22 protein-coding genes and 2 riboswitches are annotated in these 24536 nt (G+C 30.7%); of the genes, 6 read left to right on the forward strand and 16 right to left on the reverse strand.

Annotated features, from left to right (window positions below; all coding sequences use genetic code 11):
- The first annotated feature begins 102 nt into the window (after positions 1-102).
- The gene (locus tag BSD9I1_RS05715; RefSeq protein ID WP_186429519.1) at positions 103-645 is read left to right on the forward strand and encodes a MarR family winged helix-turn-helix transcriptional regulator; all 543 of its coding nucleotides are present in this window, start codon (positions 103-105) and stop codon (positions 643-645) included.
- Between the two features lie 83 nt (positions 646-728).
- Here the strand turns inward: BSD9I1_RS05715 and BSD9I1_RS05720 are convergent, their stop codons facing one another.
- Positions 729-1268 carry a peroxiredoxin-like family protein gene (locus BSD9I1_RS05720; protein ID WP_186429520.1) on the reverse strand — a complete coding sequence of 180 codons (540 nt, stop codon included), beginning with the start codon at positions 1266-1268 and terminating at the stop codon, positions 729-731.
- Between the two features lie 101 nt (positions 1269-1369).
- Positions 1370-2575 carry a DUF401 family protein gene (locus tag BSD9I1_RS05725; RefSeq protein WP_186429521.1) on the reverse strand — a complete coding sequence of 402 codons (1206 nt, stop codon included), beginning with the start codon at positions 2573-2575 and terminating at the stop codon, positions 1370-1372.
- 362 nt (positions 2576-2937) lie between these two features.
- On the opposite strand from BSD9I1_RS05725, the gene BSD9I1_RS05730 reads away from it, so the two are divergent.
- On the forward strand, positions 2938-4290 hold the full coding sequence (locus tag BSD9I1_RS05730; RefSeq protein ID WP_186429522.1) for a M14 family metallopeptidase: 1353 nt from the start codon (positions 2938-2940) through the stop codon (positions 4288-4290).
- An 82-nt stretch (positions 4291-4372) separates the two neighbouring features.
- On the opposite strand, the gene BSD9I1_RS05735 is transcribed toward BSD9I1_RS05730, so the two are convergent.
- A complete protein-coding gene (locus tag BSD9I1_RS05735) occupies positions 4373-5167 on the reverse strand; it encodes a site-2 protease family protein (protein WP_186429523.1) in 795 nt (264 codons plus the stop codon).
- Positions 5168-5348: 181 nt separating this feature from the next.
- On the opposite strand from BSD9I1_RS05735, the gene BSD9I1_RS05740 reads away from it, so the two are divergent.
- From BSD9I1_RS05740 to BSD9I1_RS05750, 3 genes are all read left to right on the forward strand, one after another.
- Complete coding sequence (locus BSD9I1_RS05740; protein ID WP_186429524.1) at positions 5349-5801, forward strand: staygreen family protein; 453 nt, start codon at positions 5349-5351, stop codon at positions 5799-5801.
- Positions 5802-6306: 505 nt separating this feature from the next.
- A complete protein-coding gene (locus tag BSD9I1_RS05745; RefSeq protein ID WP_186429525.1) occupies positions 6307-7494 on the forward strand; it encodes a hypothetical protein in 1188 nt (395 codons plus the stop codon).
- A gap of 81 nt (positions 7495-7575) precedes the next feature.
- Positions 7576-8733, forward strand: coding sequence for a M20 family metallopeptidase (locus BSD9I1_RS05750; RefSeq protein WP_186429526.1), 1158 nt, complete (start codon positions 7576-7578; stop codon positions 8731-8733).
- 140 nt (positions 8734-8873) lie between these two features.
- Here BSD9I1_RS05750 and BSD9I1_RS05755 read toward each other — a convergent pair whose 3' ends face one another.
- The 11 genes from BSD9I1_RS05755 to BSD9I1_RS05805 all read right to left on the reverse strand — a co-directional run bounded on the left by BSD9I1_RS05755 (position 8874) and on the right by BSD9I1_RS05805 (position 21557).
- On the reverse strand, positions 8874-10022 hold the full coding sequence (locus BSD9I1_RS05755) for a glycoside hydrolase family 5 protein (protein ID WP_186429527.1): 1149 nt from the start codon (positions 10020-10022) through the stop codon (positions 8874-8876).
- The gene (locus tag BSD9I1_RS05760) at positions 9970-12273 is read right to left on the reverse strand and encodes a glycosyltransferase family 2 protein (protein WP_373419342.1); all 2304 of its coding nucleotides are present in this window, start codon (positions 12271-12273) and stop codon (positions 9970-9972) included. The genes BSD9I1_RS05755 and BSD9I1_RS05760 overlap by 53 nt, the downstream gene beginning before the upstream one ends.
- A 104-nt stretch (positions 12274-12377) precedes the next feature.
- Positions 12378-13226, reverse strand: coding sequence for an MBL fold metallo-hydrolase (locus BSD9I1_RS05765; protein ID WP_186429528.1), 849 nt, complete (start codon positions 13224-13226; stop codon positions 12378-12380).
- A 39-nt stretch (positions 13227-13265) separates the two neighbouring features.
- Positions 13266-14489 (reverse strand): hypothetical protein, encoded by a 1224-nt coding sequence (locus BSD9I1_RS05770; protein ID WP_186429529.1) that lies wholly within the window; start codon positions 14487-14489, stop codon positions 13266-13268.
- Between the two features lie 20 nt (positions 14490-14509).
- Positions 14510-15952, reverse strand: coding sequence for an MBOAT family protein (locus tag BSD9I1_RS05775; protein ID WP_186429530.1), 1443 nt, complete (start codon positions 15950-15952; stop codon positions 14510-14512).
- Between the two features lie 28 nt (positions 15953-15980).
- A complete protein-coding gene (locus tag BSD9I1_RS05780) occupies positions 15981-16208 on the reverse strand; it encodes a hypothetical protein (protein ID WP_186429531.1) in 228 nt (75 codons plus the stop codon).
- Positions 16209-16259: 51 nt separating this feature from the next.
- Positions 16260-17852: a CotH kinase family protein gene (locus BSD9I1_RS05785; protein WP_186429532.1), complete on the reverse strand. Its 1593-nt coding sequence runs from the start codon at positions 17850-17852 to the stop codon at positions 16260-16262.
- Positions 17853-17865: 13 nt separating this feature from the next.
- The gene (locus BSD9I1_RS05790; RefSeq protein ID WP_186429533.1) at positions 17866-18546 is read right to left on the reverse strand and encodes a DUF4956 domain-containing protein; all 681 of its coding nucleotides are present in this window, start codon (positions 18544-18546) and stop codon (positions 17866-17868) included.
- Between the two features lie 56 nt (positions 18547-18602).
- Positions 18603-19319 (reverse strand): polyphosphate polymerase domain-containing protein, encoded by a 717-nt coding sequence (locus tag BSD9I1_RS05795; protein WP_186429534.1) that lies wholly within the window; start codon positions 19317-19319, stop codon positions 18603-18605.
- Positions 19320-19563: 244 nt separating this feature from the next.
- Entirely contained in the window at positions 19564-20616 is a 1053-nt protein-coding gene (locus BSD9I1_RS05800; protein ID WP_186429535.1) for a DMT family transporter, read from the reverse strand.
- A 95-nt stretch (positions 20617-20711) separates the two neighbouring features.
- Positions 20712-20820, reverse strand: a riboswitch (glycine riboswitch).
- A gap of 113 nt (positions 20821-20933) precedes the next feature.
- A riboswitch (glycine riboswitch) is annotated at positions 20934-21038 on the reverse strand.
- 177 nt (positions 21039-21215) lie between these two features.
- Positions 21216-21557 (reverse strand): zinc ribbon domain-containing protein YjdM, encoded by a 342-nt coding sequence (locus tag BSD9I1_RS05805; protein ID WP_186429536.1) that lies wholly within the window; start codon positions 21555-21557, stop codon positions 21216-21218.
- Between the two features lie 263 nt (positions 21558-21820).
- Between BSD9I1_RS05805 and BSD9I1_RS05810 the strand changes: the two genes are divergently transcribed.
- Complete coding sequence (locus BSD9I1_RS05810; RefSeq protein ID WP_186429537.1) at positions 21821-22282, forward strand: peroxiredoxin; 462 nt, start codon at positions 21821-21823, stop codon at positions 22280-22282.
- Positions 22283-22386: 104 nt separating this feature from the next.
- Here BSD9I1_RS05810 and BSD9I1_RS05815 read toward each other — a convergent pair whose 3' ends face one another.
- Together BSD9I1_RS05815 and BSD9I1_RS05820 are read right to left on the reverse strand one after the other, a co-directional pair.
- Positions 22387-23238 (reverse strand): DegV family protein, encoded by an 852-nt coding sequence (locus BSD9I1_RS05815; RefSeq protein WP_186429538.1) that lies wholly within the window; start codon positions 23236-23238, stop codon positions 22387-22389.
- 35 nt (positions 23239-23273) lie between these two features.
- Positions 23274-24401 carry a GGDEF domain-containing protein gene (locus tag BSD9I1_RS05820; protein ID WP_186429539.1) on the reverse strand — a complete coding sequence of 376 codons (1128 nt, stop codon included), beginning with the start codon at positions 24399-24401 and terminating at the stop codon, positions 23274-23276.
- Between the last annotated feature and the right edge of the window lie 135 nt (positions 24402-24536).

The raw sequence follows: 24536 nt of genomic DNA on the forward strand, positions 1-24536 counted from the left end.
ATTTTGCAATATATTTAAAATGTTTTTTATAGTTTTGGTTGTAATTTGTGAATACTTACATATTATGGTATAATGAGTTTACATATATTTGGAGGTACTGTAATGAAAGAAGCTACTATATCTAAAGAAACTTTAAGTATAAAAGATAATCCAATAAGTACTGAAGATGTTACAGAAGTTAATGAACTTTTTGAAAATCTTAGCAAAAATGCTAATGTATTATACAATTTTGTTTTAGCTTACACGGATTATATTAATACCAAACGAGATTATGGTACTAACGAAAAACTTTCAATGATGGAGGCCCATGTGCTCACTGACATTGCCGATAATCCTGGAATTACAGTAACAGAGTTATCAAGAACTTGGGATAGAACAACTAGTGCTATATCGCAAACAGTTCGAAAATTAATAAAAAAGGATTTGATTTATAGAGTAAATTCCAAAGAAGACGCTAAAATTTTTCTTCTTTATCCATCTGAAAAAGCAAAAGCTTTTAGTATTGCACATAAGAAGTATGATAATATAAACATAGTTGAAACTAACAAACATTTATTAAAAAAATTCACCGTCCAGGATTTGTGTATTTTTCATGATATTATGGACGAATACACGAAATTATTAAAAGAAAATAAACATAAATAGAATTAAAACGCAACTTCTAAGATTATATATTATACAAATATAGAGGCTGCGTTTTATTATAGAAAAATCTATTATTTTTAGTATTATATCAATTTAAGTAACTCATCTATATCTGGTACATCTCCAGCATCCTGCCCATAATGCACAAATTTGATTATACCTTCTTCATCTATTACAAAAGTAGCTGGAAGCTGAAGTTCATTCCCTTCATATTTACCATGAGTTAGTCCTAGTTTTTTAGCTTCTTCTACTTTTTTAAATAAATTAAAAGAGCCTAGTCCTAACATATTCTTTGCTGCTGAAGTATTATACAACTTATATAATTCTTGTGAAGGATCACAAATAATTGCAAATGGTATGTCTCCTTTACTATCTTGCTCTCTTATAGTTTCAGGCTCACTTTGTAATACCACAAATAATTGTGTATCCTTCTCTTTGAACCTTTCATAGTTTTTAATAAACTTTAAAATTTGCAGTTGACATACCGTGCAGCCATAATATCTTAAAAAAAACAATATATTTCTCTTTCCACTTGTACTATCATAAAAATTATTTTCTAAATTCCATGCCGTCATAAAGTTAAAATCCGGTGCTTTCATACCAATTGATAATTTTTCACTCATTTCCCCTTTACCCTCCTGATCAAATTAATTTATATATTAATATCTATAAATAAAGATATAATATTAACTTTTATAGGAAGAAACACTTACTCTCTCAATGTTTAAAATATACGATATACTAAGTAGCTATATAAAGAACTAATTACAACAAAAGAAAGTACTATAGGCATAGTTTTTTTTACTAAATCTATAAATGAAGTACCATAATGCTCTGTAACTATTGCCAAACATACATGAGATGGAGAAATTTGCATAGCTATATAATTCATACACATAAGACATAACATTAATGCTACTCCCCCATTTGGTATAGTTGCATATGCTAGAGGCAGTGCTAAAGCTATCATAGCTTGAGATCCTGCTACCAATGTTCCAAAGAAAACTATTAATGCGAAAATAACTACTGATGGTATTGGTAATACAGAGAAATAATCTGGTAGTCTTTCAATTACTCCCGTAAAAGTTAAAACCTCTTTAAATATCATAACTACCATAGTGTTAAAGATTAACTTAGTTTCTATTGCTGATATAAACATTGGCTTTATTTCTTTAAAGCTAAATTTATTTAAGATAATGGACAATATAATAACTGGAATCACAGCTATATGAACAGATATCTTTAGTATTAAAATAATTGCTATAGTTAGTGCTATAGTCCAAAGACTAATTACTAAATTCTTAATATCTTGAAGCTTATCATTTGATTTCATAAGTCCAGTATCTTTAGGAATTTTTCTAACATAGAAAAAATACCCTAATAAAAACAATACTGTTACCATAGGAAGCATTCCTAAAACAAATGCAGTCATGTCAACACCAGTGAGGTTTAATGCTAGTAATATAGATGAATAGGTTGGTAGGAATGATTCTGAAATGTGCCTAAAATAGCTGCTTATAAATGTCCTTTCTTCTTTAGTCACATAATTTTCACAAGCATTATCAACAATAGGAGCAGCAATTAGTACCGCACCTGCAGATGGCAATAATCCAATTACAAAAGGTGCAACCATTGCATTTACTCTTCTATTATTAAATAAATTACTTAAAGATCTTTCAGCTAACATTAAATGTCCCCTTTTTTCCAACATTCTTTGCACAAACGTAATTGAATAAAAGGCTAACACAAGATAAATTGTTTGTTTACTAAAAGCCCCCACTGCCATAAGTTTAATAGATTGTAATGGATTTATTTTATAAAGAATAATAGTAGCTGCAATACCTGCTAATATTGATGCATACAAGGGTTTATTAAATTTGATGACTCCAATAATACAGGTAAAAATCAAAATTAACTTTATAATGTCCATGATATCCATTTCCCCCTTTAATCAGTAACTTTGAGGTTAATTATTAAGGTGCTTAATTATTAATTACATTAATATATATAAATATATTTTTAATTTTATGTATATAATATAAATTTTTTCTAACTTAGAAGATTAAAATTTCTCTACTAGTAATGAAAATACCATACGGACCTCGAAACTTAAAACAAGTCTATAAACTATAATATATTTTTAATTTATATTATATCTTTATGTAAATATTTTACAGTTATGTTGAATATAATCTAAATAAAAGTTAATTCAATTAATAAAGTCCTATGCATTAGAAATGGCTCATACTATCACAAAATAATATATAACTTACAATTTTAAGGGGGATAATTATGAAAAAATTGACTTCATTATTTTTAACTGCTCTATTATTAATTGCGCCTTGCGGCCATGTATCTGCCCAAACTAATAAAGATGCAGAGACTAATTTAAAAAGCATTAATTGGAATCAAAGACATACTATGGAGTTTCACGAAAGTCTATTAAAAAACTTATCTGATCAATATCCTAAAATAGCAAAAACTTATCCTATAGGCCATACCTGGAGAGAACGAAAGATAAATGCTATTGAGCTAACCAGCAATGCAAAAAATGAGAAAGATAAAACCGGTATTGCTGTAATTGGAAATATTCATGGAAATGAGCAGGAATCTGCTGAAAGTGCATCTTACACAGCTTGGTGGCTAGCTACTAATTATGATGCTGATAAAAAAGTAAAAAATATCTTAGATAATTATATAATATATATTGTGCCTGTTATGAATCCTGATGGATATGCCCAATCACTTATATATCCAATCAGAGAAAACTTAAGACCTACAGATCGTAATGGAAATAATATAGTATTTAGCGATCCTTACAAAGATACAGATGGAGACGGCATAATAGCTGACATATACGTAGGCGCTAAAAATTCAGCTATAAAAGACAGAAAAAAAATTGGCATGGAGAGCCCTGACTGGGACAAAAATGGGGTATTTGGCGACGATCCAAAACAAAGTAATATCGACCTAAATAGGACATTTGATTATTTATGGAATTACTTAGATGTGGATGCAAACCCAGTACTAGGTGGGAATGCATATACAAGAGCAGGATCTAACCCTGCTACAGAACCTGAAGTGAAGGCTGTTCAAAATTTCTTAATGACAAAGAAAATTCATGCTTTAGCAACTCTTCACACAGGTATACAATGTGTATTGACACCATGGTGTAATACTTCGGAAAAACCAAAGGATGCTAAGTTTATGGAAAAAGTGTCCCTTGATATGAAAAACGCACTTGAAAAAACTACTGGCAGAAAATTTTATGCAAAACAATCCTATGATGATTACCCTACTTCTGCAGAAATGATAGATTGGACATATGGAAGGCTTGGCATCCACTCCTACACCATCGAAGTCTATGCTGGCGGAAAATCAAATCCAAATGGTACAATTGATGAACAATGCACATGGGAAAATGAATTACCAGCAGATCAATGGATATACAAGGGTGAATGGAATGGAGTTAAGGATGTATGGTTTAGGAATACTTCAAAAGCTCAAATGGTGGGAGTTGCTCCCCCAGAACAGAGTAAAATGGTAGAGGGTGCAAAGGACTCCATACTTACTATGATATACAGCGAGCCCTATGGACCAGGTTCAGAAGTTCCAGATTACCTATTATGGGGAAATGGCTGGTAAAAATTAAATAAATAGAAAGTCATATATTATTTTGTGAAAACCTCTGAATTAATGTTATTCAGAGGTTTTATTTAGGTTACTACTAATACGTTCTTCTCAAAACTTTCCTATAAATATCTGTTTGCTTAAATACTAATATAACCCCTAAAAATAAAATCCCCATTATTATATAAAGAATAAATATAACTTTATTTTCAGACGATAAAAATTTATTAATGAGCAAAGGTAGTAAAAGAAGTATCCAACATATCAAGTAGATAATATTCGCTAATAGATCTATATATTGCTTTGATGTTCCTAATTTATAGCTTAGTCTTCTAATTATACTCATTATTATCTGACCACCGTCTAAAATAGGAATTGGTAATAAATTCGAAATGACTAAAGATAAATTAATGCAAGCTAATATAAAGTATAAGTCATTAAATGACGATAGCTTAGCTATTGAACTTAAAGCGTTATTTAAATTATTATCTAATACAGCATAATCTGAAAAATTAAACATTGCAGAAGAAAACGGAAGGAGAATTTTCACAAAAAACATTTTCATCATGTGAAAAATATTCTTATTATAAGCAAGTGTTAAAGCGATAATAAACGTTAAAAAATTTATTAAAACTCCTGATAATATAATAATCCATTCCTTAACGATGCTTAGCTTGAATACATCATCGTCAGAATAGCTTATATATCCACCTAGTGGCAAATTCTTAAGATAAAAATTGGTTTCCTTGAGATTAAACTTGCAAAAGATAGATCCTAGTCCAACGCTAAACTCATATACTTTAATATTAAAGATTTTACTTGATATGAAGTGCCCAAGCTCATGTAAAAATACAGAAATATACATCAATACAAAAAATACAAAAATCTCCATTGTTATTACTCCTATTACGTCTAAATTTTAATACTCATTATATAATTTATACTATACCTAAGCTTGTTTTATTCCCCTTACCATAACCATAGCCAACCCTTTAGAATCCGTAAATTACTAACATAATAACTGTAATCATCATATAATACTCTTATGATAAATATATACAGGAAGGTATTATATGAGTAGATTAAACCCTGAAAAGCTTTCAGTGGAATTTAGAGATGGAATTACTGCTACAACACCCATTATACCTAGGCGCTATACCCTTACTCACTCCGATATAACCGCAGAACTTTTTTTAACTATTGGATTAAGATATGCTTATGACAAAATTAATGCTATGAGGGATGAAGTACTTGGTGAATGGATTAAAAAAGCAGAACGCTACTTTTTTCATGTGTATTTATATGTAGATGGAGAATTTTGCCCAATGGTTACTGCTGTAAGAGATTCCGTGTTCAGACGTGAGTTACCCCTTGCCTTAGAAGCTATCAGATATGGTGATAGGGCATTCTTTAATAAGCATTCTGAATTAGACAATTCTCCAATAATAGTCCACTTTATGTCATCTAATCCTCAGTTTAGTAAAGTAGAAAACTGGGGTACTTTTTCAGAGTATAATATTGAGTAACCTATATGCTAAATATGTTTGTACATTTAAAAGCCCTCAGATGTAAGTATCTACATCCAGGGCTTTAACTATATAAAAACTTCTACTAATATTGCTTATATTTTTTATTTAAAATGAGTTTTTAATAAAAATTAACAATTTGTTCATAACTTTTTTTGCAACTTTTTATTCATTTGTTCTTTAAAATGGCAATTTCCCTTATAATACTAAATACTGAATCTGCTCTCAAAATTCAAATTTGAGTAAAGCTTATCTATAATATGCGGCACCTCTTAATTTTTTTCCTCATGTAAATGTTATCTCTTTTTTAATTATTTATATATAAGAATTATTATATTCAAAATATTAGTTTTATGAATAATTTATTTTTACACACTTAGCTATTGTGGAATTATATTGAATACCATCAATATAATGTATATTTCGCCACGTTGACACACTAATTTGGTATTGGTATAATTTAGCACAATTAACAAACACTTTTAAATTAAAGGGGGCATTTATTATGAATTTCAGCGTAATTGCTGCATTTACTATCATCTTAGTTGTTTTAACCGCTGGTGAAATTGTTTCAACAAAAACAAAGGCCTTCGTTCCTTCAGTTTTTGTATCTGCGGTATTATTTTTAATTGGCTTTTGGACTATTTTCCCAAAAGACATTATTGATAAAGGCTCATTTGCAGCACCAATAGTAAATGTATCTATGTATTTATTATTGGTGCATATGGGGACGTTAATGAACTTTAAAGAATTATTATCTCAATGGAGAACAGTTGTGATATCTCTTGGAGGCATTATAGGAATATGTTTAATGACATTGACTATTGGTAAAGTGCTATTTGGATGGCAAACAGTTGTAGCTGCTACTCCTCCCCTTACTGGTGGTGTCGTGGCTTCAATATTAATGTCTAAGGCTGCAGCTGATAAGGGGCTTCAATCTGTAGCTGTTCTTGCAACTTGCATGTATATAATGCAAGGTTTTATTGGCTATCCAATTTCAGCTTTCTGTCTTAAAAAAGAAGCTAGACGAGTATCCGAAATTTATAAAAATGGTGGAAAGGAATCAAGGCTTGCTAAAGTAGAAACTGCATGTGAAGAAATATCTCAACCTAGGAAAAAACTTATTCCTGCTCTACCAGAAGAATTTCAAACTCCTTATATGCTTTTATTAAAACTTGGATTTGTTGGATGGATTGCTTCTAAACTTGGTCCTATTGTACACGTTAATAACTTTGTTCTTTGTTTGATATTAGGTGTTATTGCTTGTGAGATAGGCTTTTTAGAAGAGCAAGCACTAAATAAAGCTAATTCCTTTGGATTCCTTATGACAGTACTTATGGCATTTATATTTGCCAACCTTTCCCAAGCTACGCCAGCTATGCTTAAACAAATATCTGGCCCACTATTTGGAATAATCATTTTAGGGGTACTTGGTATGTATGTTATATCCTTAATACTAGGAAAAGCACTAGGTTTCTCAAAGCAAATGGCTTTTGCTTGTACACTTACTGCACTATATGGCTTCCCTGCAGATTATATTTTAACTCATGAGGCCATAAAATCTGTATGTGAAACAAAAGAAGAAAGAGAATATGTAATTGAAGAAATGCTTCCAAAAATGCTTGTCGCTGGTTTTACCACAGTTACAATAGCATCAGTAGTTTTGGCTGGTTTCTTTGTAAAATTATTATAATCTTTATTTAATGATATTTTTCAACTTTTGAAATTAAATGTGAATTTAACTTAATTTATCTGTATAGGGGGACAAAATAATATGACTATAAGAGAATTGACTAAGAAGTATGCTGAAAACATTATTTATTTAAGAAGAAAGTTTCATGAATATCCTGAAGCTAGCTTAAATGAATTTAATACAAGTAAAATGATTAAGGAAGAATTAGATAAACTAGGCATTGAATATAAAAGTGCGGCTGGTACAGGAGTTATTGCTGAAATTAAAGGCAAAAGCTCTAATAAAATTGTAGCTCTAAGGGCTGATATAGATGGCTTATCTGTCAGCGAATTAAATAATTGTGAGTTTAGATCCAAAAATGAAGGTCTTATGCATGCCTGTGGTCATGATTGTCATGTATCTATGCTTTTAGGTGCTGCTATGGTGTTAAATGATATAAAAGAAGAGCTTAATGGCACAGTAAGACTACTATTCCAACCTGCCGAAGAAGTTGCTAAAGGTGCTAAGATGATGATTGAATCTGGAGCACTAGATGGAGCATCTGGAGTATTTGGTATGCATGTGTGGAGCGATATAGAATGCGGTTCTGTCTGTGTTCAGCCTGGTCCACTAATGGCTTCTGCAGATTTGTTTACTATTAATGTAAAGGGTAAAGGAGGACATGGTTCTGCCCCTCATCAAGGAGTAGATACAGTTGTAGCTTCCTCAGCTATAGTTATGAATTTACAAACTATTGTTAGCAGAGAATTAGATCCATTGGAGCCTGCCGTCGTAAGTGTTGGTTCTGTTAGCGCTGGCTCAAGATTTAACGTTATTGCTAGCGAAGGCACTTTAATTGGAACTACAAGATGCTTTAATCCCGAAATAAGAGATAATTTCCCTGAAATTATAAAAAGAGTAGCTGAAGATACTGCTTCTACATTTAGAGCACAAGCAGAGCTAGAATATTCTCCCGGAACTTCTATAGTGATTAATGACGAAGAGTACTCAAAGCTAGCAGAAACTTCTTTAGAAAAAATCAGTGCAAAATCCGTAGTTATTGAAAAGATTATGGGCGGAGAGGATTTTTCAGAATATCAAAGTAAAGTACCTGGTGTACTTGCATTGGTTGGTGTAAGAAATGAACGTAAAGGGGCATACTATCCCCAACACCATCCCCATTATACTGTAGATGAGGATGCCCTTGAAATTGGTACATCCCTTTATGTACAGTTTGCTCAAGATTTTTTAAATAAATAGCATTAAGTGAACCTTTATTTATATCTAGATGTTAAATTGAATAGTATACTCACCATATAATTCAATGGACCGAGCTTTAGGATTTATATTTCCAAAACTCGGTCCATTTAATATAACAGAAAATAAATACTGCAGTCTATTCACTTAACTTGTTTAAGCACATCAATAATCTCCGGGTATTTCCATCTTAAATTATATCTATCAAACAACTCATACTTGCCTGTTTTATCTTCACTACTTCCATTATCCCACCAAATACACATAATATTTTTTTCTGCTGCAGCATGCAAATAATAATTGGCCCACTCGATGCGATCTTCAAGATTGTTTTTATTTGCTGCACCAAACTCGCTAATAATTACTGGTATCCCTTTGCGAATAAAATTATAATAAAGATTATTCATAACTTCATCTATGTCTTTTGTATCTTTTCTATTTTTTTTATTCCATCTATTGGTGCCGTCTTCCTGCATTGCAAATTCATAGGGAACATATTGATGAATTGAAACAATTATGCGGTCATCCTTTGGTAATATAAAGTCTCCTAAAGCTTCGTCATCAGCTGAATTGCAGTATGGGGCTATCATTAGGTAACGTTTTTTATTTTCATTTCCAGCTTTGCGTATGGTTTTTACGAAGGCAGCATTTAAATTGTTTAACACTTCCCTCGATTCTTTATTCCCGGCACTCCACTCAAATTCAGTACCAATTATCCTTGGTTCATTCATCGCTTCAAATATTAAATGTTCATCATAATTTGCAAATCTTTGTGCAATTTGAGCCCACGTTGAACATAAATTTTTTTTTGCATTATCTTGATTTTCATAAGTTGGCACAAACCATTTGTCATGATGAATATCTATGATTGCATACATATCATTTTCAATAACGTAATCAACAACTTCCTGCACTCTATTCATCCACTTTTCATCAATTGCACCTTTCTCATCCATATGTTCATACCATGTAACAGGAATTCTAATTGTATTAAACCCACCAATTTTAATTTCATCAATGATAGCTTTAGTAGTAACTGGATTCCCCCAAAAAGTTTCATAGATTTCCGGATCACCATTTATGATACCCACACCATAGGTATCTAAAGAATTTCCAAGATTCCAACCAACTTTCATATTTCTAATAAATCGAATGCCTGCTGGATTATTGTAAGTATATATACTAAAACAAATTGTAGATAATATAAGAATTACACTAGTGGAAATTATGCAATGTGTTTTAGAGAAAATCCATTTCTTTGAGTTCATTTGTCTTCGATACTTTTGTATCATTTCTTGCCTCCATTTTCTCTAATTTAGTAGCCCTAGTCTCTTCAATCCATTTCTCTAATAATTTTTGTTTTTCATTATTTGTGTGAATTTCGTTGTAATTTTTTATTGCATATAGTTCGATATTTTCTCTTACTGTTCGTTCATATTCACAATTTAATTCTAAACCATCTACTGGTATCAGTAACAGATTTTCAGGTTTATCTTTTATATTTAATGCAATATATTTATAGTTATAATTTATAACATGCACAAAGTCACCTTTTTCGGTTTTAACATCTACATTCATATTGATTCTAGGAAGTCGTCTATTCTCGTAAAAAGTTTCCTTTGTTCTTTTAGAAACATTTAATCTCAAATCATCAAAGCTGCTAAGAGACTCAGATAAATTTAAAGGCAATGTTGGAACCCTATCGTATATTATTTGAAGATATTCCCTATAGGAATTACACATATCAGTTATATAAAATGCGTATTTCCAGCCATCTTTGATTTCTTCAACATGAACTATTCTTGCTTTCATCTTTGCATTGTATCTATCTGTTTTTAATTGAATGCTAACATCATGTTCATCGTCAATATTTACAGGGTCATTTAATATAATTGAAATACCTGTTTCAGAAAAATCTTTTGTTTTACATGTACGTCTTATAAATCTATCCTGTATTTCACAATCTATTCTTGCATTAACTCTTTCACTCTTACGCATATACTCTCTTCCTTGTACAAAGAAAAGAGACATAACTAAACAGAATAAATTTGTAGCTAACCAGAACAAAACAACGATTGGATTTAATGATCCACTGTCAAAAATTGTACAAATGCAATTGATAATACCTATGACTGACAATACAATTAGAACTAGGAAAGGAATCATATATCCTATGTTCTTCCCTTTCTCACTTTGGACTTGACCTTTTTTAGTAACTTGAAATTTCTTTAAAGTTATACCAAAACTCTCGAGGAGAACTGGAAATAACATATAAGGAAACATAAGTGTTTCATATATACTAGTCCACTTTGTGCTTCTAATGTTTCCACTAAGCATTTTTAGTGAGATATTACTAGTTATATACATCGGCAGCCAAAATATTAAAACTTCTAATAAAGTACACTTTAATACAACATAACCAAATGTGGCAAAAAGAATTGGTGACATGATATATATTAATCGTTTTATTGGTGCATACCAATACCAAATTGAAGCCATATAATTAATTTTTTGACCTAAGGTCAAATTAGGAGTAAATATAATGTGCATTTTTTTACCTGTTGCTATTACACCCCTTGCCCAACGTACACGTTGCTGAATTAAACTGTTAAGATCTGTTGCTGATAGTCCTGAAGCCAAAACTTCATTAACTGCATAGCAAATATATCCTTTTTTCTGCAATAAAATACCTGTTGCAAAATCTTCTGTAATAGATTCAGTATAGAATCCACCAATATCATTCAATGCAGCCCTTGATAATACTGTATTAGATCCTCCATATATAACACTATTGCTTTTATTTCTTGAAACCTGTATGTCCTTATAAAAGTAATCTTGCTCATTTGGAATTCTATTTTCTGAGAACAAGTTAAATTGAAACAAATCTGGATTGTAAAAGCTTTGAGGTGTTTGTACAAATCCAATTTTAATTTTATCTTCTTCTTTACGATTGTTATTATTAACTTCTGCATCAACAAAATAAGGTACTGTCTTCATTAAAAAATCATGTTTTGGAATCATATCAGCATCTAAAGTTACAATCAACGGTGATGATGTAACCAACATAGCATGATTTAAATTTCCAGCCTTAGCACCTTTATTATTTTCCCTATCTATATAATTGACGCCCATCTCCTCTGCAAGTTTACGTACTTCAGGTCTTCTGCTATCGTCACATAGATATATATGAACTTTACTCTTATCAGGATAGTCCATATACAAGCATCCATTTACAGTTTTCATCAATATATCATTTGGTTCACTGTACGTTGCTATAAATATATCTACATCAGGATACATATCCAACAAGACACTTGGTAATGGGATGTTTTCAACCTTATGCATATTAAAATAATGTACAGCTGCTTCTAATGCACCCAGCACTTCTACAGTAATTAAAGCTATGCCAGCAATTAATGATACTAATCCATATTCAGTGGGTATAGTGTAGAAAATTCTCCAAAAAAGATAAACACACGTAAGCACACTGTTAAGCACCATCCATACTCTGTTCTTATATTTTCCTAAACTCAACTTCTCCACTCCTTGATACTTATATTATAGACATGAAAAAACACTGAGGATATAGTGATTATTCAGTTTTATAGACCATGCTAAGTTATACCAAGTTCTTCTTTATATCTTATTCACTTGTTTGAGATATGGCCAAAAGTTAAAACATCTCCATTACTATAGAATACCTTGTCCCCTGATCCTGTATAAAATACTTGAGTGTCAATATCTTTACAAGTTTCCTTTATTATTTCATCGGCATTTTCTGAAGTAACTACCGCATAAGCTGGTTTCAGAATTCTAATAAATCGTTCTGAATTAATATTGGCTCGACCGTGATGCGGTATTTTATAAAGTCCAATATTTTGCCAATTAATAAGCATCATTTCTTCAAGCCTTTTTTTCTCCGCATCTCCTGCAAACAGCATATTTACTTTACCATGTTTAATCAAAGTAACTAGTGAATAGTTATTATCCTTTGTATAATATTTTTCTAACGGCGGATATACAAGTACATTCATCCCTCCAATTGAAAACCTGCGAGTTAATGTTGGATATATTATAGGGATGCCCTGTATTTTAATTTTTTCATTAAGCTTTTCTAGTTGTTTATTGCCTTTTGGATAATAAGATTGAATAATATTTTTCACTTTAAAGTTATCTATAACATCCATTGCACCGCCAATATGATCTAAGTCTGGATGTGTTAAAATTAAGTACTCAATACAAGATACATTTTTCTTTTGTAAGTAATTCACAATCTTCTGTGCATCTTCTTTTTCTCCTGTATCAATCAACACATTGCCTTCCCCTTGTTGTATGAGGATACAGTCTGCATCTTCTTTAAGCTTTAAAAATGAAACTTCAACTGGTGTGCCTTGTGCAATTTTCTCTACATTTTTCAGATGAACATTCCAATATCCATAAAAAATAATTGATAAAAGAATAATCCAGCCAAAAATATTTATTATTTTTTTGTACATCCCTAAACCTTCCACTTCTTAGTATTATTTTTATTCTTTCTATTCACTTTTAAAATAAGGAAAGGCTTCCTCTTTAATATTATGCGGGTATAATTCTATAAATACATAGTCAAATTTATATTTCTCTATATACTTTTCAACATCTACCCTATTTGAAGTTGCCAATGGCCAAATCATATGTATTTGGCTACATAATGGTGCCAAGAAAGAAAGAGTTGGTGAAAAATAAGAATCTCGTATACACAATATTTTTAGACCATGTGGATTATTATTATTTGTAATTTTATCCCATGGATTAATAGCTTCAATGTATGTATCGTACTTAGAAACAGAATAAATTTCAGATGAAGATAAAAGATCTAATTGTAATATAGACTCTTCAAAACTACCTTCTTTATGCTTTTTATCCCCATCAACATCTTCAGCTTCCCAAAGTAAATTTGTTTTAAATTTAGGTGTAATAAGTGTAAAATCATCTAAGCCACTATAATTAATTCCTGAATTTCGTCCCATAGAACCAAGCATGCTTTGATTATAAAAGTATTTATTATAATTATTTAAATTACGATAAAATCCCTTTGGATCAAGTTTTACATCATATCTACTTTCCATGTCAGCTACTAAGGCCCGAAACGCAAGAAAAGCTGCTTCCACCGTCCAATGGTGGTCTGTTTTATAGAAAAGTTTTTCATAAGGTAGTCCTGATTCTAATATTGTTTTGCGTAAATCTAATGTTTCCACACCATTATTATGAAGATAAAGCAAAAATTCATCTTGAATTTTATTTGTATCATTAATTGGAAACCCTTTATCAAATGCTGAGATATTTGGTACATACTTTTCTGGTGGATTAATAAATAAAACTTTAGCACCTTTGCTTTCAACACTTTGTTTTAATCTTCGAATTCGTTTTGCATATTCTTTTAAATTAGGATCATCTTCTCTATAAAAGCTTGCATAATTTAAATAACCTTTCTTATCTTTTCCATAGGTAAAATTATCCATTTCACTTTTGCCCAACAACTTTTGAATATAACCGTAAGTTTCAATAAAATTGATTTTACATAACAATTCCTCATTGGCCGTTTCTTCTACTTTACTAATTAACTTTTTTACATCCCTTTGATTAGCTACTTTGCCATACTTTTTAAAAGTTTCATTCATCTCATCAAACTGATATATAAAATTAGCAATGCCGAAGGCAAATAATATAAAAATAAGTATTCCTGCAAATATATACTTTTTCATAAAAAACTGTTTCATTTCTATGCCTCCTTTGCAACTTAAAAATTAAAGTAGATAAACGGATTATATGTACCTCTTGCTAAGTAAACAACGCATATAATAAATAGACCAATCATTACAATTGGATAAGCAATAGTATATACAGTCCCAATCACAGACATCTTTCGTTCTGCTAGTAGCAAATTCATCTTTCTTGCAATTGGTGTAGATAACAAAACTCCTAAAGTCAGCCATAAAGCATTTTCCTTGATAAATACAAGTGCTAAATCACTATGAAATCCATTATTATTAAGCCCAAACATGTTAAGATAGTATCTCCCAGCCTGGTATAAATCATTTGCTTTAAAAGCAACCCAACCAAATGTTACTATAATCATTGTATATACGCTCATTAAAATTGGATGTTGATTATTCTCATGATATTGTAAAAAACGTTCTGCTAATATGAAGATAAAATTCCACATTCCCCAAAATACAAATGTCCAATTTGCTCCATGCCAAATACCTGTTAATAGCCATACAACAAATAGATTACGTATCATTTTATCTTTACTTTTAACTCTTGAACCACCCAGTGGGAAATATACATATTCTCTGAACCAAGTTGACAATGAAATATGCCATCTTCGCCAAAATTCTGTGATAGACCTTGAAATATAAGGATAATTAAAGTTTTCCTCAAACTTAAATCCAAACATTAAGCCTAATCCAATTGCCATATCAGAATATGCAGAGAAGTCAAAAAATATTTGCAATGTATAGGCAATTGCCCCCAGCCAAGCAAGCATCACCGGAACTTCATATGATTGTTGACCAATTGTTGACCAGTTAAAAATGTTATCTGCCATTGCAGCAAAATTATTGGCTAGCAACATTTTTTTTCCTAATCCGGTCACAAACCGGCATGATCCCACTGAAAACTTTCTCCAAGTAGAAGTACGATTTCTAATTTGATCGGCAATATCATTATATTGAATAATAGGCCCTGCAATTAACTGTGGGAAGAATGCTATATATAACCCAACATAAAATGGATTTTTTTCTACTTTTGTTTTTCCTGTATAAACATCAATAACATATGATAATGCTTGGAAAGTAAAAAATGAAATCCCTATAGGCAACGCTATTGTTGTAGTCGGCAGCAACTGACGCCCAGATATGTCATTAATATTTTCTATCATAAAATTCAAGTACTTGAATACAAATAATATACCGATATTTATACAACAAGCCGCAACAACTAATATTTTGGCTCTTTTCTCATTTTCACAACTTTTTTCAATAAAAATTCCAAATAATGAGTTTAATAAAATTGAAAATAACATAATCAGCACATAAATGGGCTCACCCCATGCATAAAAGAAAATACTAGAAATAAAAAGCCAAATATTCTGTGCTAATCTTGAAATGCTTAACGAATAGTAAACCAGTATTACAACTGGTAAAAAATAAAATAAAAATATTATACTTGAAAATAACATTTACCTTCTCCTACACAACAAATACTTTTCAGTTTTTTTTATTTTCATAATAAAAAAAACTTATTATTATACTTAATAAACAAACACAAAAGGATATTCTAAAGAACCATATCCAAAAAGGTGTATCTACCACTTGCAAGAAGTATTTAACTTTCTCAAGCTTTTTGGGTATATCTGCTGCAAAAACACTGTGGGTATGAAAGGAAATAATTAATGAAAAAAAGAATACTATATTGATAATTATAAATTTATTCATAGTTATAAACCTCCTCCTTGTCCTATTTATTAATAGGTTCATACTACGATATTAGCTCCTAGATACATAAATTATTGGAACACAGAACAATGCAATAACCAATAACAACATTACATTCTTTCGACTGCTCCAATTTGTTTCCCATATTGTACTCCCTTCTAAAATTTCTAACCTTTCGAGAATTGCATTCCCATGTTTTCTCAAAATTGTTTTTAGCTTATATATCTCTTGATCATAATTAGAAGTTTTACGATAAATCTCGTCATTGTCTGAATCTAGATAGGATTTTAATTCATAACTATTTTGCTTTTCCCTAATATCATTCCAACGAAACCACTCACGTTCCTTAGCTGGGCCAATATATGCTTGAATTTGTTCAATAGCGCTCATAATATTTTCTTCAGAAAGATATTTTCTTCTAAGTTCTGAATAGCGTTTTTCAAGTTTTAATACAAATGCTTTGTCTGTTATAAGTCTATCAAACCATGGTGATGTTTGAAAAGCCATCACTTCGATATGCATAGGTTGTTCGGTATAATTGTCTACAGCACCATCATAGTCCCATACAGGCCCAATACAAAGCTTTCCTCCTAATTCCTTGTACATATAAGTAGAATTATTACCTGCATCATAGTTTCCAAAAAACTCATTGACCAGAAAATAATCAATAAAAGAATCAACGTTAATATATTTAGGATAAGTAGAAAATTCGGAAAAACTATTTGAATATAGTATTCTCTCTATTTTGCTTATATCCTTTTCAATGTAATCTATCATTTCTGGAGTTACACTGTGTTTACTAGGATAACGTAATCCGAGATAACCTTTACTGAGCTTCTTTTCAGTAGCATATGTGTTAAGCATAATAGATTCCTCATCATATCTGTCTCTGCGAACCATATAACTATTATAATGTTCTGTAGGCTTATATTTAGAAATATTTACTCTGTCTGGACCTTGTTTAACGCTTTCTTCCAAAAGATAAACTCCTTGATAGGTATAGGTATCCTTTTCTTTTGTCACCACTTCGCAATACTTGCTATCTTGTGTGTACGGCATAAACTGCGATGCAATACGATAAGACAAATAATTACGCATCATGCTTTTATCAGTCATAGTCCCGTTGATAATCCACTCATTATCTTTACCCATATCTAGCAATGATAGTTCATTATCTTGTCCTGTTTCTGTTATTAACTTTACTAAATATTGAGGCTTAGCATATTGCATTGATGTATTGCCACGTCGTTTTATTTTTATTTTACTTCTAACTGATGCCTTATCGGTTAAATGGTTCCTTTTCCCATTATCTATCACTTGTATAGTACCATTTACATAGGGCTCAATGCCTTTAATTGGTTCGAAAAGGAGTGTTTTGGGATTAAATCTTGTATTTATTGGTGGTTCTATGCCGTTAGTATCAACAATAACTATTGGTAAATGAGAAGAGAAATCTCTTTTCAATGTAAAATCCTTATTCAAAGATGCAAGTGCATTATCTTCCTGTTCAGCACTAATTAATGATTGATTATAGGAATTAGTACTTTTTACCTCTGCTTTTTTATTATTATAAATAGTCACACTAAAAACGATAATAAGACTTGCAATAATTATTATTAAACTGATAATGCGTTTATTTGTCATTTTGAACCATCCTTTATCGATTTATCTCATCATTTTGGCATACAACATTCACATTAGCAATACCTTCATCTTTATATAACTTGTCCGTAATAGATTCTTCATTTTTATTTGCAGCATTAATTATTACTTGAGACAGCTCATATATATATTCTACCGTTTCAGGTGAAGTGTTCTTTACTCTTAAACGTGCTTTGCCTTTATATTGAGCATTCACAATTTTTTCGATATATTCTTCGCACTTACGTTGTCCACGAATAACAAGTAAATAGCGGTCATTAGTTTTAACCATTCCAAACGCTAACAGAAATAAAAATATTACTGCTGATCCAACTCCAGCAATCATAAATTCTGAAACACCACAGCATATTCCAACAGCAATGCACCAAAATATATAGGCTGTATCTCTTGGATCCTTGATAGCTGTACGAAAACGTACAATAGATAGAGCACCAACCATGCCTAATGATAGGGCTATATTATTTCCAATTACGTTCATAACCAAAGTTGTGATTAGCGCAAGCATAACTAAAGACACATTAAAACGCGCACTATATAATGCACCGGAATGTGAAAAACGGTAAGATATGTATATAACAGCACTTAGCACAACTGCCATTAAAAAATTAAACAAAACGCCTTCTAATGTTAATGCCCCGGTATTTGTAACTAAGTAATCAAATAATTGTTCTTTCATAGTTTCCTCCATACTTAAATTCATAAATTATTATATTATTAACTTAAGAACCATTTTTACGTAAATAATCCACCGTTACATTGGCTAACACTTCTAGCTAGGCAATATTTGCTGTTTGAAGTGGATATTTTATTACATGTTGACAATAGATCTCTCACATAACTTAATAAAAATCCATTATATTTTACTTCTAATGTTACATCATCGAAATGACTAACTGGATACAAATTTATATTTGTATTAAATAGGTTAAAATTATTTTCAGTTGCTTCAATACGAGCGTCAAGGGTAATACGGATATCATTTTCCGGCACGTGAAATGCAGTTCTATTATATTGCACAATGCATTTTGGCATATATAGCTGCTGGGCCATAAGAAAATACATTTCTTCTGAAAAAGGATTTTTGTAAGATAATAAGCATTCATACCTTCCTGCTATTAAATTCAATGCATGTTCTTTTGAAATTATAAGCGACCGTTTCCGCTGGCTATCTCCTATTTTCTCCTTTAATTCTAGCTTAGCACTATTTTGACTTGGGGAATAGATACGCAGCCGAACCTTTTTTCGATATTCGTATCCTTCCTCTTTTTCTATATAATCAGTATCATCTATTGTATCAAAATATAATGACCTTACCATATACCCTCCATTGGAAGAATTATGTACGTCTTCATGTAAAACCTGCGAAAGTAAGTGATACAATTTACTAGATGTTATTTGTGATATAATATATTTCTTTTCCTTTCTAAATACATCTATCATTTCCTTCATTTTCTCAACGCATCCTTCCTATATATACATTGGGAGTTATGGGATTAGCATCTTATTCTCAAAACAAATATACCGGTAGCATCCTAATATTTGACTTTTTAATATTTACTGATAGTCATCTACTATTGTTATACATCTCTTTATTCACCACACTATAATATAACACATTTTAACTATTTTGTCAATTAAAAACATACACCAAATCCATATAAAAAGAAAAAAGAATGAGGGAGTGCTAACTCTCTCATTCTCTAGTAAATACTATTTGACCTTTAAATTTTTCACTTGGTCTTTTTAATTTTACCTTATTATTAGAATTATCTTTTATTTCATTATTCATATCCTCAATCAGCCCATCACCTATAGTATTACTTATATCAGAAGGCATCTTTTCTTCTTCAATATTTTGTACTTTCTCCTTTAGCTGAATTAGAATTATTGAAGACATAATCAAGACTATACCTATTAACTGAGGAATTTCAAACAATTCACCAAATATTATAAATGCTAATATTGAGGCTATTACAGGTTCTACACTTGCTACAATACTTGCTTTACCTGATTCAATATATTGAAGTGATTTTACAATTGAACAATTTGGTACAAGAGTAGCCACAACTCCAAGTCCAATAATGTTAACTAATGAAGATGTATCCTTAACCGATGTTACTAATGTCCATGGTGGTGCAAAGAACCATAAAAATATTGCTCCAAATAGAAATGAATATATTAAATGCGTTTTATATGAATATTTTTTTATACCTATTTTACCTAAAATATTTTGAAGTGCAACTGCAAAGCCAGAAGTTACTCCCCATATAATACCTATTAAATTTACTTTAAAAGCACTACTATCATATGCTTTTACTACTAAGCAGCACCCTACTATAGCTAATATTAAAGCTATAAATTTTTTAACTGTGAATTTTTCCTTGAATATAAAGTAGGATAAAACTACTACAATAATAGGGTTAATAAACAATAAAACTGAGGCAGTAGCAACCCCTGTATACTTAACTGCATAAGTAGAAGCTATAAACATTCCATCTAAGGCAAATACACCGTAAATAGCAAATAGCAATAGTCCTTTTAAATCTGTTTTAAAACACTTTGGATCTTTTATTAAGTTGATAATAATATAAGCAATTACCGCAACAGTGGGTCTAAAAGACGATATAGTCATAGAATCAAACCCAAGATCAGCTAAATTCTTTACAAAAATCCCCATAGTCCCCCAAGAAGCTCCTGCAAGTAATGCATAAAAATAACCTTTTTTAATATTATTAGAATCACCCATAAGATATCTCCTCTCTGTAAGTCTTTCACGCAATTTTAGAAAAAAATAAAGAGAGAACAAACCCCAAGTTTGCTCTCTCTGTTTAGTCCAGAGTCTATCCAGATATAATCCCTTTGCCTGAGAATTTCACTTTCTTTCATTGGGATAAAATAAAGTTTGTCCCTTCGGCGGCTTAAACTTTAAGCTCTCTCTTATACCCTTCACCTAGTATAGTGTATATTTACTTTTATATATTGGAATAGCTATTCTCGTAAAAAAATAAAAAAATAAAGAGAGAACAAACCCCAAGTTTGCTCTCTCTGTTTAAGTCCAGAGTCTATCCAGATATAATCCTTTTGCCTGAGAATTTCACTTTATTTCATTGGGATAAAATAAAGTTTGTCCCTTCGGCCACCTTTAAAGTCGTCTCTTATATCCTTCAACTAGTAAATTATTCACTTTATACATCGTTTACATTGTAAAACAAAAACATATGGTTGTCAACAATGTTTGCATGTTCTTCATTATATTTACATTTGATTTTCAAGCTTTTACTCTTCTTATCGCTAGATTAGTTAAAATTTATAAAAATGGATTATCATTACTTAGTATATAACTTTTTATATCTTTTTAACAAATTCAGATTTTAATTTCATAGCTCCAAATCCATCAATTTTACAATCTATATCATGATCTCCATCAACTAATCTTATGTTTTTTACTTTTGTACCCATCTTTATGGATGATGAGCTTCCTTTTACCTTTAGGTCTTTGATTACTGTTACGGAATCACCATCATTTAAGATATTTCCATTTGAATCTTTAACAATCTTTTTATCTTCACTATTTTCATTTCCTGATTCTGAAGTCCATTCATGAGCACATTCTGGACAAACTAAAATATTTCCATTTTCATAAGTATATTCTGAATTACATTTTGGACAATTTGGTAAATTAAGCATAATTTCGTTTCCTCCGCTTGTTGTTAGTTTTAATATATAAGAATTATTTTCCCATTACTACTTAATATAAATATTAAGTATAAACCTGAAATTTACAAAAAATATATAAGTGGTTCCTTATATGCCATCATATAGTATCATATTTTTCTCATATTGACAAATCTCACTCCAAGCCATCCATAAAGTTCCATACCCTGCATAAATTTCACTTGCTCAGAGCATCCTAATATTAATACATGTATCATTGAAAGGAGACTATTATAATGAAACTTATTGAGGTGGGTAATGTTGCACCAGACTTCAGCGTAAAAGATAATAAAGACCAAACCATAAATTTATCAGACTATCGAGGAAAAAAGGTACTGCTCTCTTGGCATCCCATTGCTTGGACACCAGTATGTACTGATCAAATGAGAGCACTAGAAAATAACTGGCAAACCTTTCAAAAACTCAATACAGTTCCTCTTGGATTCAGTGTTGACCCTACACCTTGTAAAAAGGCATGGGCAGCAGCAATCTTAATTAATAATGTAAGTCTTCCTTCAGACTTTTGGCCTCATGGAAAAGTTGCAAAAGACTATGGAATATTTAATGAGGAACATGGAGTATCCGAACGAGCAAACATTATAATAGATGAAAGCGGTAAAGTTAAATGGGCGAAGGTATATTACTCTCAAGAACTACCTGATATAAACGAGGTTATACAGGTTTTATCCAATATGTAGATAACAATTTTCTATAATTTTACCTATCTTTATAAATTATAAGAGGTAAGCACAAGCTCACCTCTTATTTTGCATTTTTATATTTTTTTCAAACTAATTTAGCATTAAACTTCAAACCCTGCTATCCCAATAGCTCCAGGCCCGCTATGGGTTGAAATTACGCACCCTGTTTGAGTCCATATGATTTTTTTAAAGCCTCTTTCTTTTGCGATTTGTTCCATATTATGTTTTATGTGTTCCTCAAGTCCTAATGAATATAAAAAGCAGATTTGCTCTTTGTCAAAATTGTATCTGTCAAAACATTCATTTAAATATTTCTGAGCAACACGGCTCATTATACCGCGATACTTTTTTGTTGCAACCAATTTTCCGTCTACAATTTCAATTAACGGCTTTAGCTGAAGTATAGACGCACCTAAATATGCGGCATTGGACAAACGCCCTCCAGCCTTAAGATATTCAAGGTTTCCAGGAATAAATGATACCCTTGCCCTATCCACAAAAGATTTAATTTTCTTAACTAAGTCTTCTGGCGAAATCTCTGGATACTTTTGGGCAAGCTCAGCTGCTTTAAGCACAATTGTCGCTTCTCCCCCTGAAACACTTAAAGAATCAACATGATAAACATTTTTTATGCCATCAGAAGCGATCAATGCATTTTGATAGGTGCAGGAGGCCTTAGATGAATAGCTAATGTGAATAATACTGCACCCAGGATTTTCTTCAGTTATTTTTTCAAACATATGTTGATATTCATTAGGATTTATGGCTGATGTAGTTGGTATCTTTTTAGTCCTCTTATAATAATCGTATACTTTTGTTACAGGTATAGAACCATCCAAATAATCTATATTATCCATGATTACATGCATTGGAAGCACGCAAATTTGGTGTAAGTTTACTAGGTCTAAAGGTACATCTGCTCCACTTTCTGTTAATATAATGAACTTTTTCATAAGTTCTCCTTTCTAAATGTACTACATACTTTAACTTATAACTTATTCTTTCTAGTTTGCTTTTGCTCATACATCAATTTATCTGTATATTCTAGAAGTTCACAAATATTCTCATAATCATTTGTATAGCACGCCATGCCATAACTAAATCTAAGCTTATATGGTTTTCCCCCTCTATTATACGCCTCAACATTTTCAATTAAGTTCCGAATATAAGCTAAAACCTTCTCTTCCTGTTTCACTTTCAGTAAAACTAAAAACTCATCTCCTCCTAAACGTATTAGTTTATTTTGTCCTTTTAGAAAACTTTCAATAAGTAAATTAGCAAATGCCTTAATTGCTTCATCTCCCTCACAATGTCCATATTGGTCGTTAATGCTCTTAAAATCATCTATATCTATATACACTATATAAAGTTTATTATGCTTTTTATGATCTATATTTTGAGCATAATGTTCATAGGCTAAACGATTTTCTAGCCCTGTCAAACTATCCCGATATGCCTGATCATTAAGTAAAAAAATATAAGTAATAACTATAATTATTGCTGCACTATTCCAAGTGGTTAAATAAATAGAATGTTTTAGTTGAATAGCTGTAAATATGGCAGGTACAATATAAAATAAACTAAATATAATAAGTTCTGACCGAGTAAACTTTTTACGATGCTTATAAATAAAATATAAATTATATAAAAAGTATATATAACTTACGCAGGGTAAAATAAAAAACAAGGATCCTCTTTCATATATATTCTCACTAGTAATGTAAAAACACCCATTTCCATTATAACTTATCAAAGTTGCTATAACATTAATAAACAATGGCAATAGTAGAATAGTATTTAGTCTTATTTTTTCTTTCTGATATCTATTAACCCATTCTTTAATAAATACATATCCAAGGAGTGGAATAATTGGAGTCACTATAAATCCAATTATATTAACTAGCTTATGCAATATCATAAATTGCTTTAAATCCGGATTGTTTAATGCAATACTAAATATCTCTAATATTAAAGTAACTCCTGTCAATCCCATTATCCACATAAATAACCTATTAGTTACTTTTTTTCTATTTATATTAAAATAAGCGTGTCCAAATAAAATAACTAACAAAATAGATAAAACAATATTTATTTGGACTTGTAATAAAACCATCATTTTGAATATACTCCATTTCTATATTGTTTCTATAAAGTGATTTTCTAATCACTGATTATAATTCCCTTTAAAAGCATATTTTTTACAAAAGATTATGAGATAATTATAACGAATAATTTCGAGAAAATAAAGGCA

The sequence above is a fragment of the Clostridium sp. BSD9I1 genome (assembly GCF_900185645.1).
Lineage (GTDB): Bacteria > Bacillota > Clostridia > Clostridiales > Clostridiaceae > Clostridium_AK.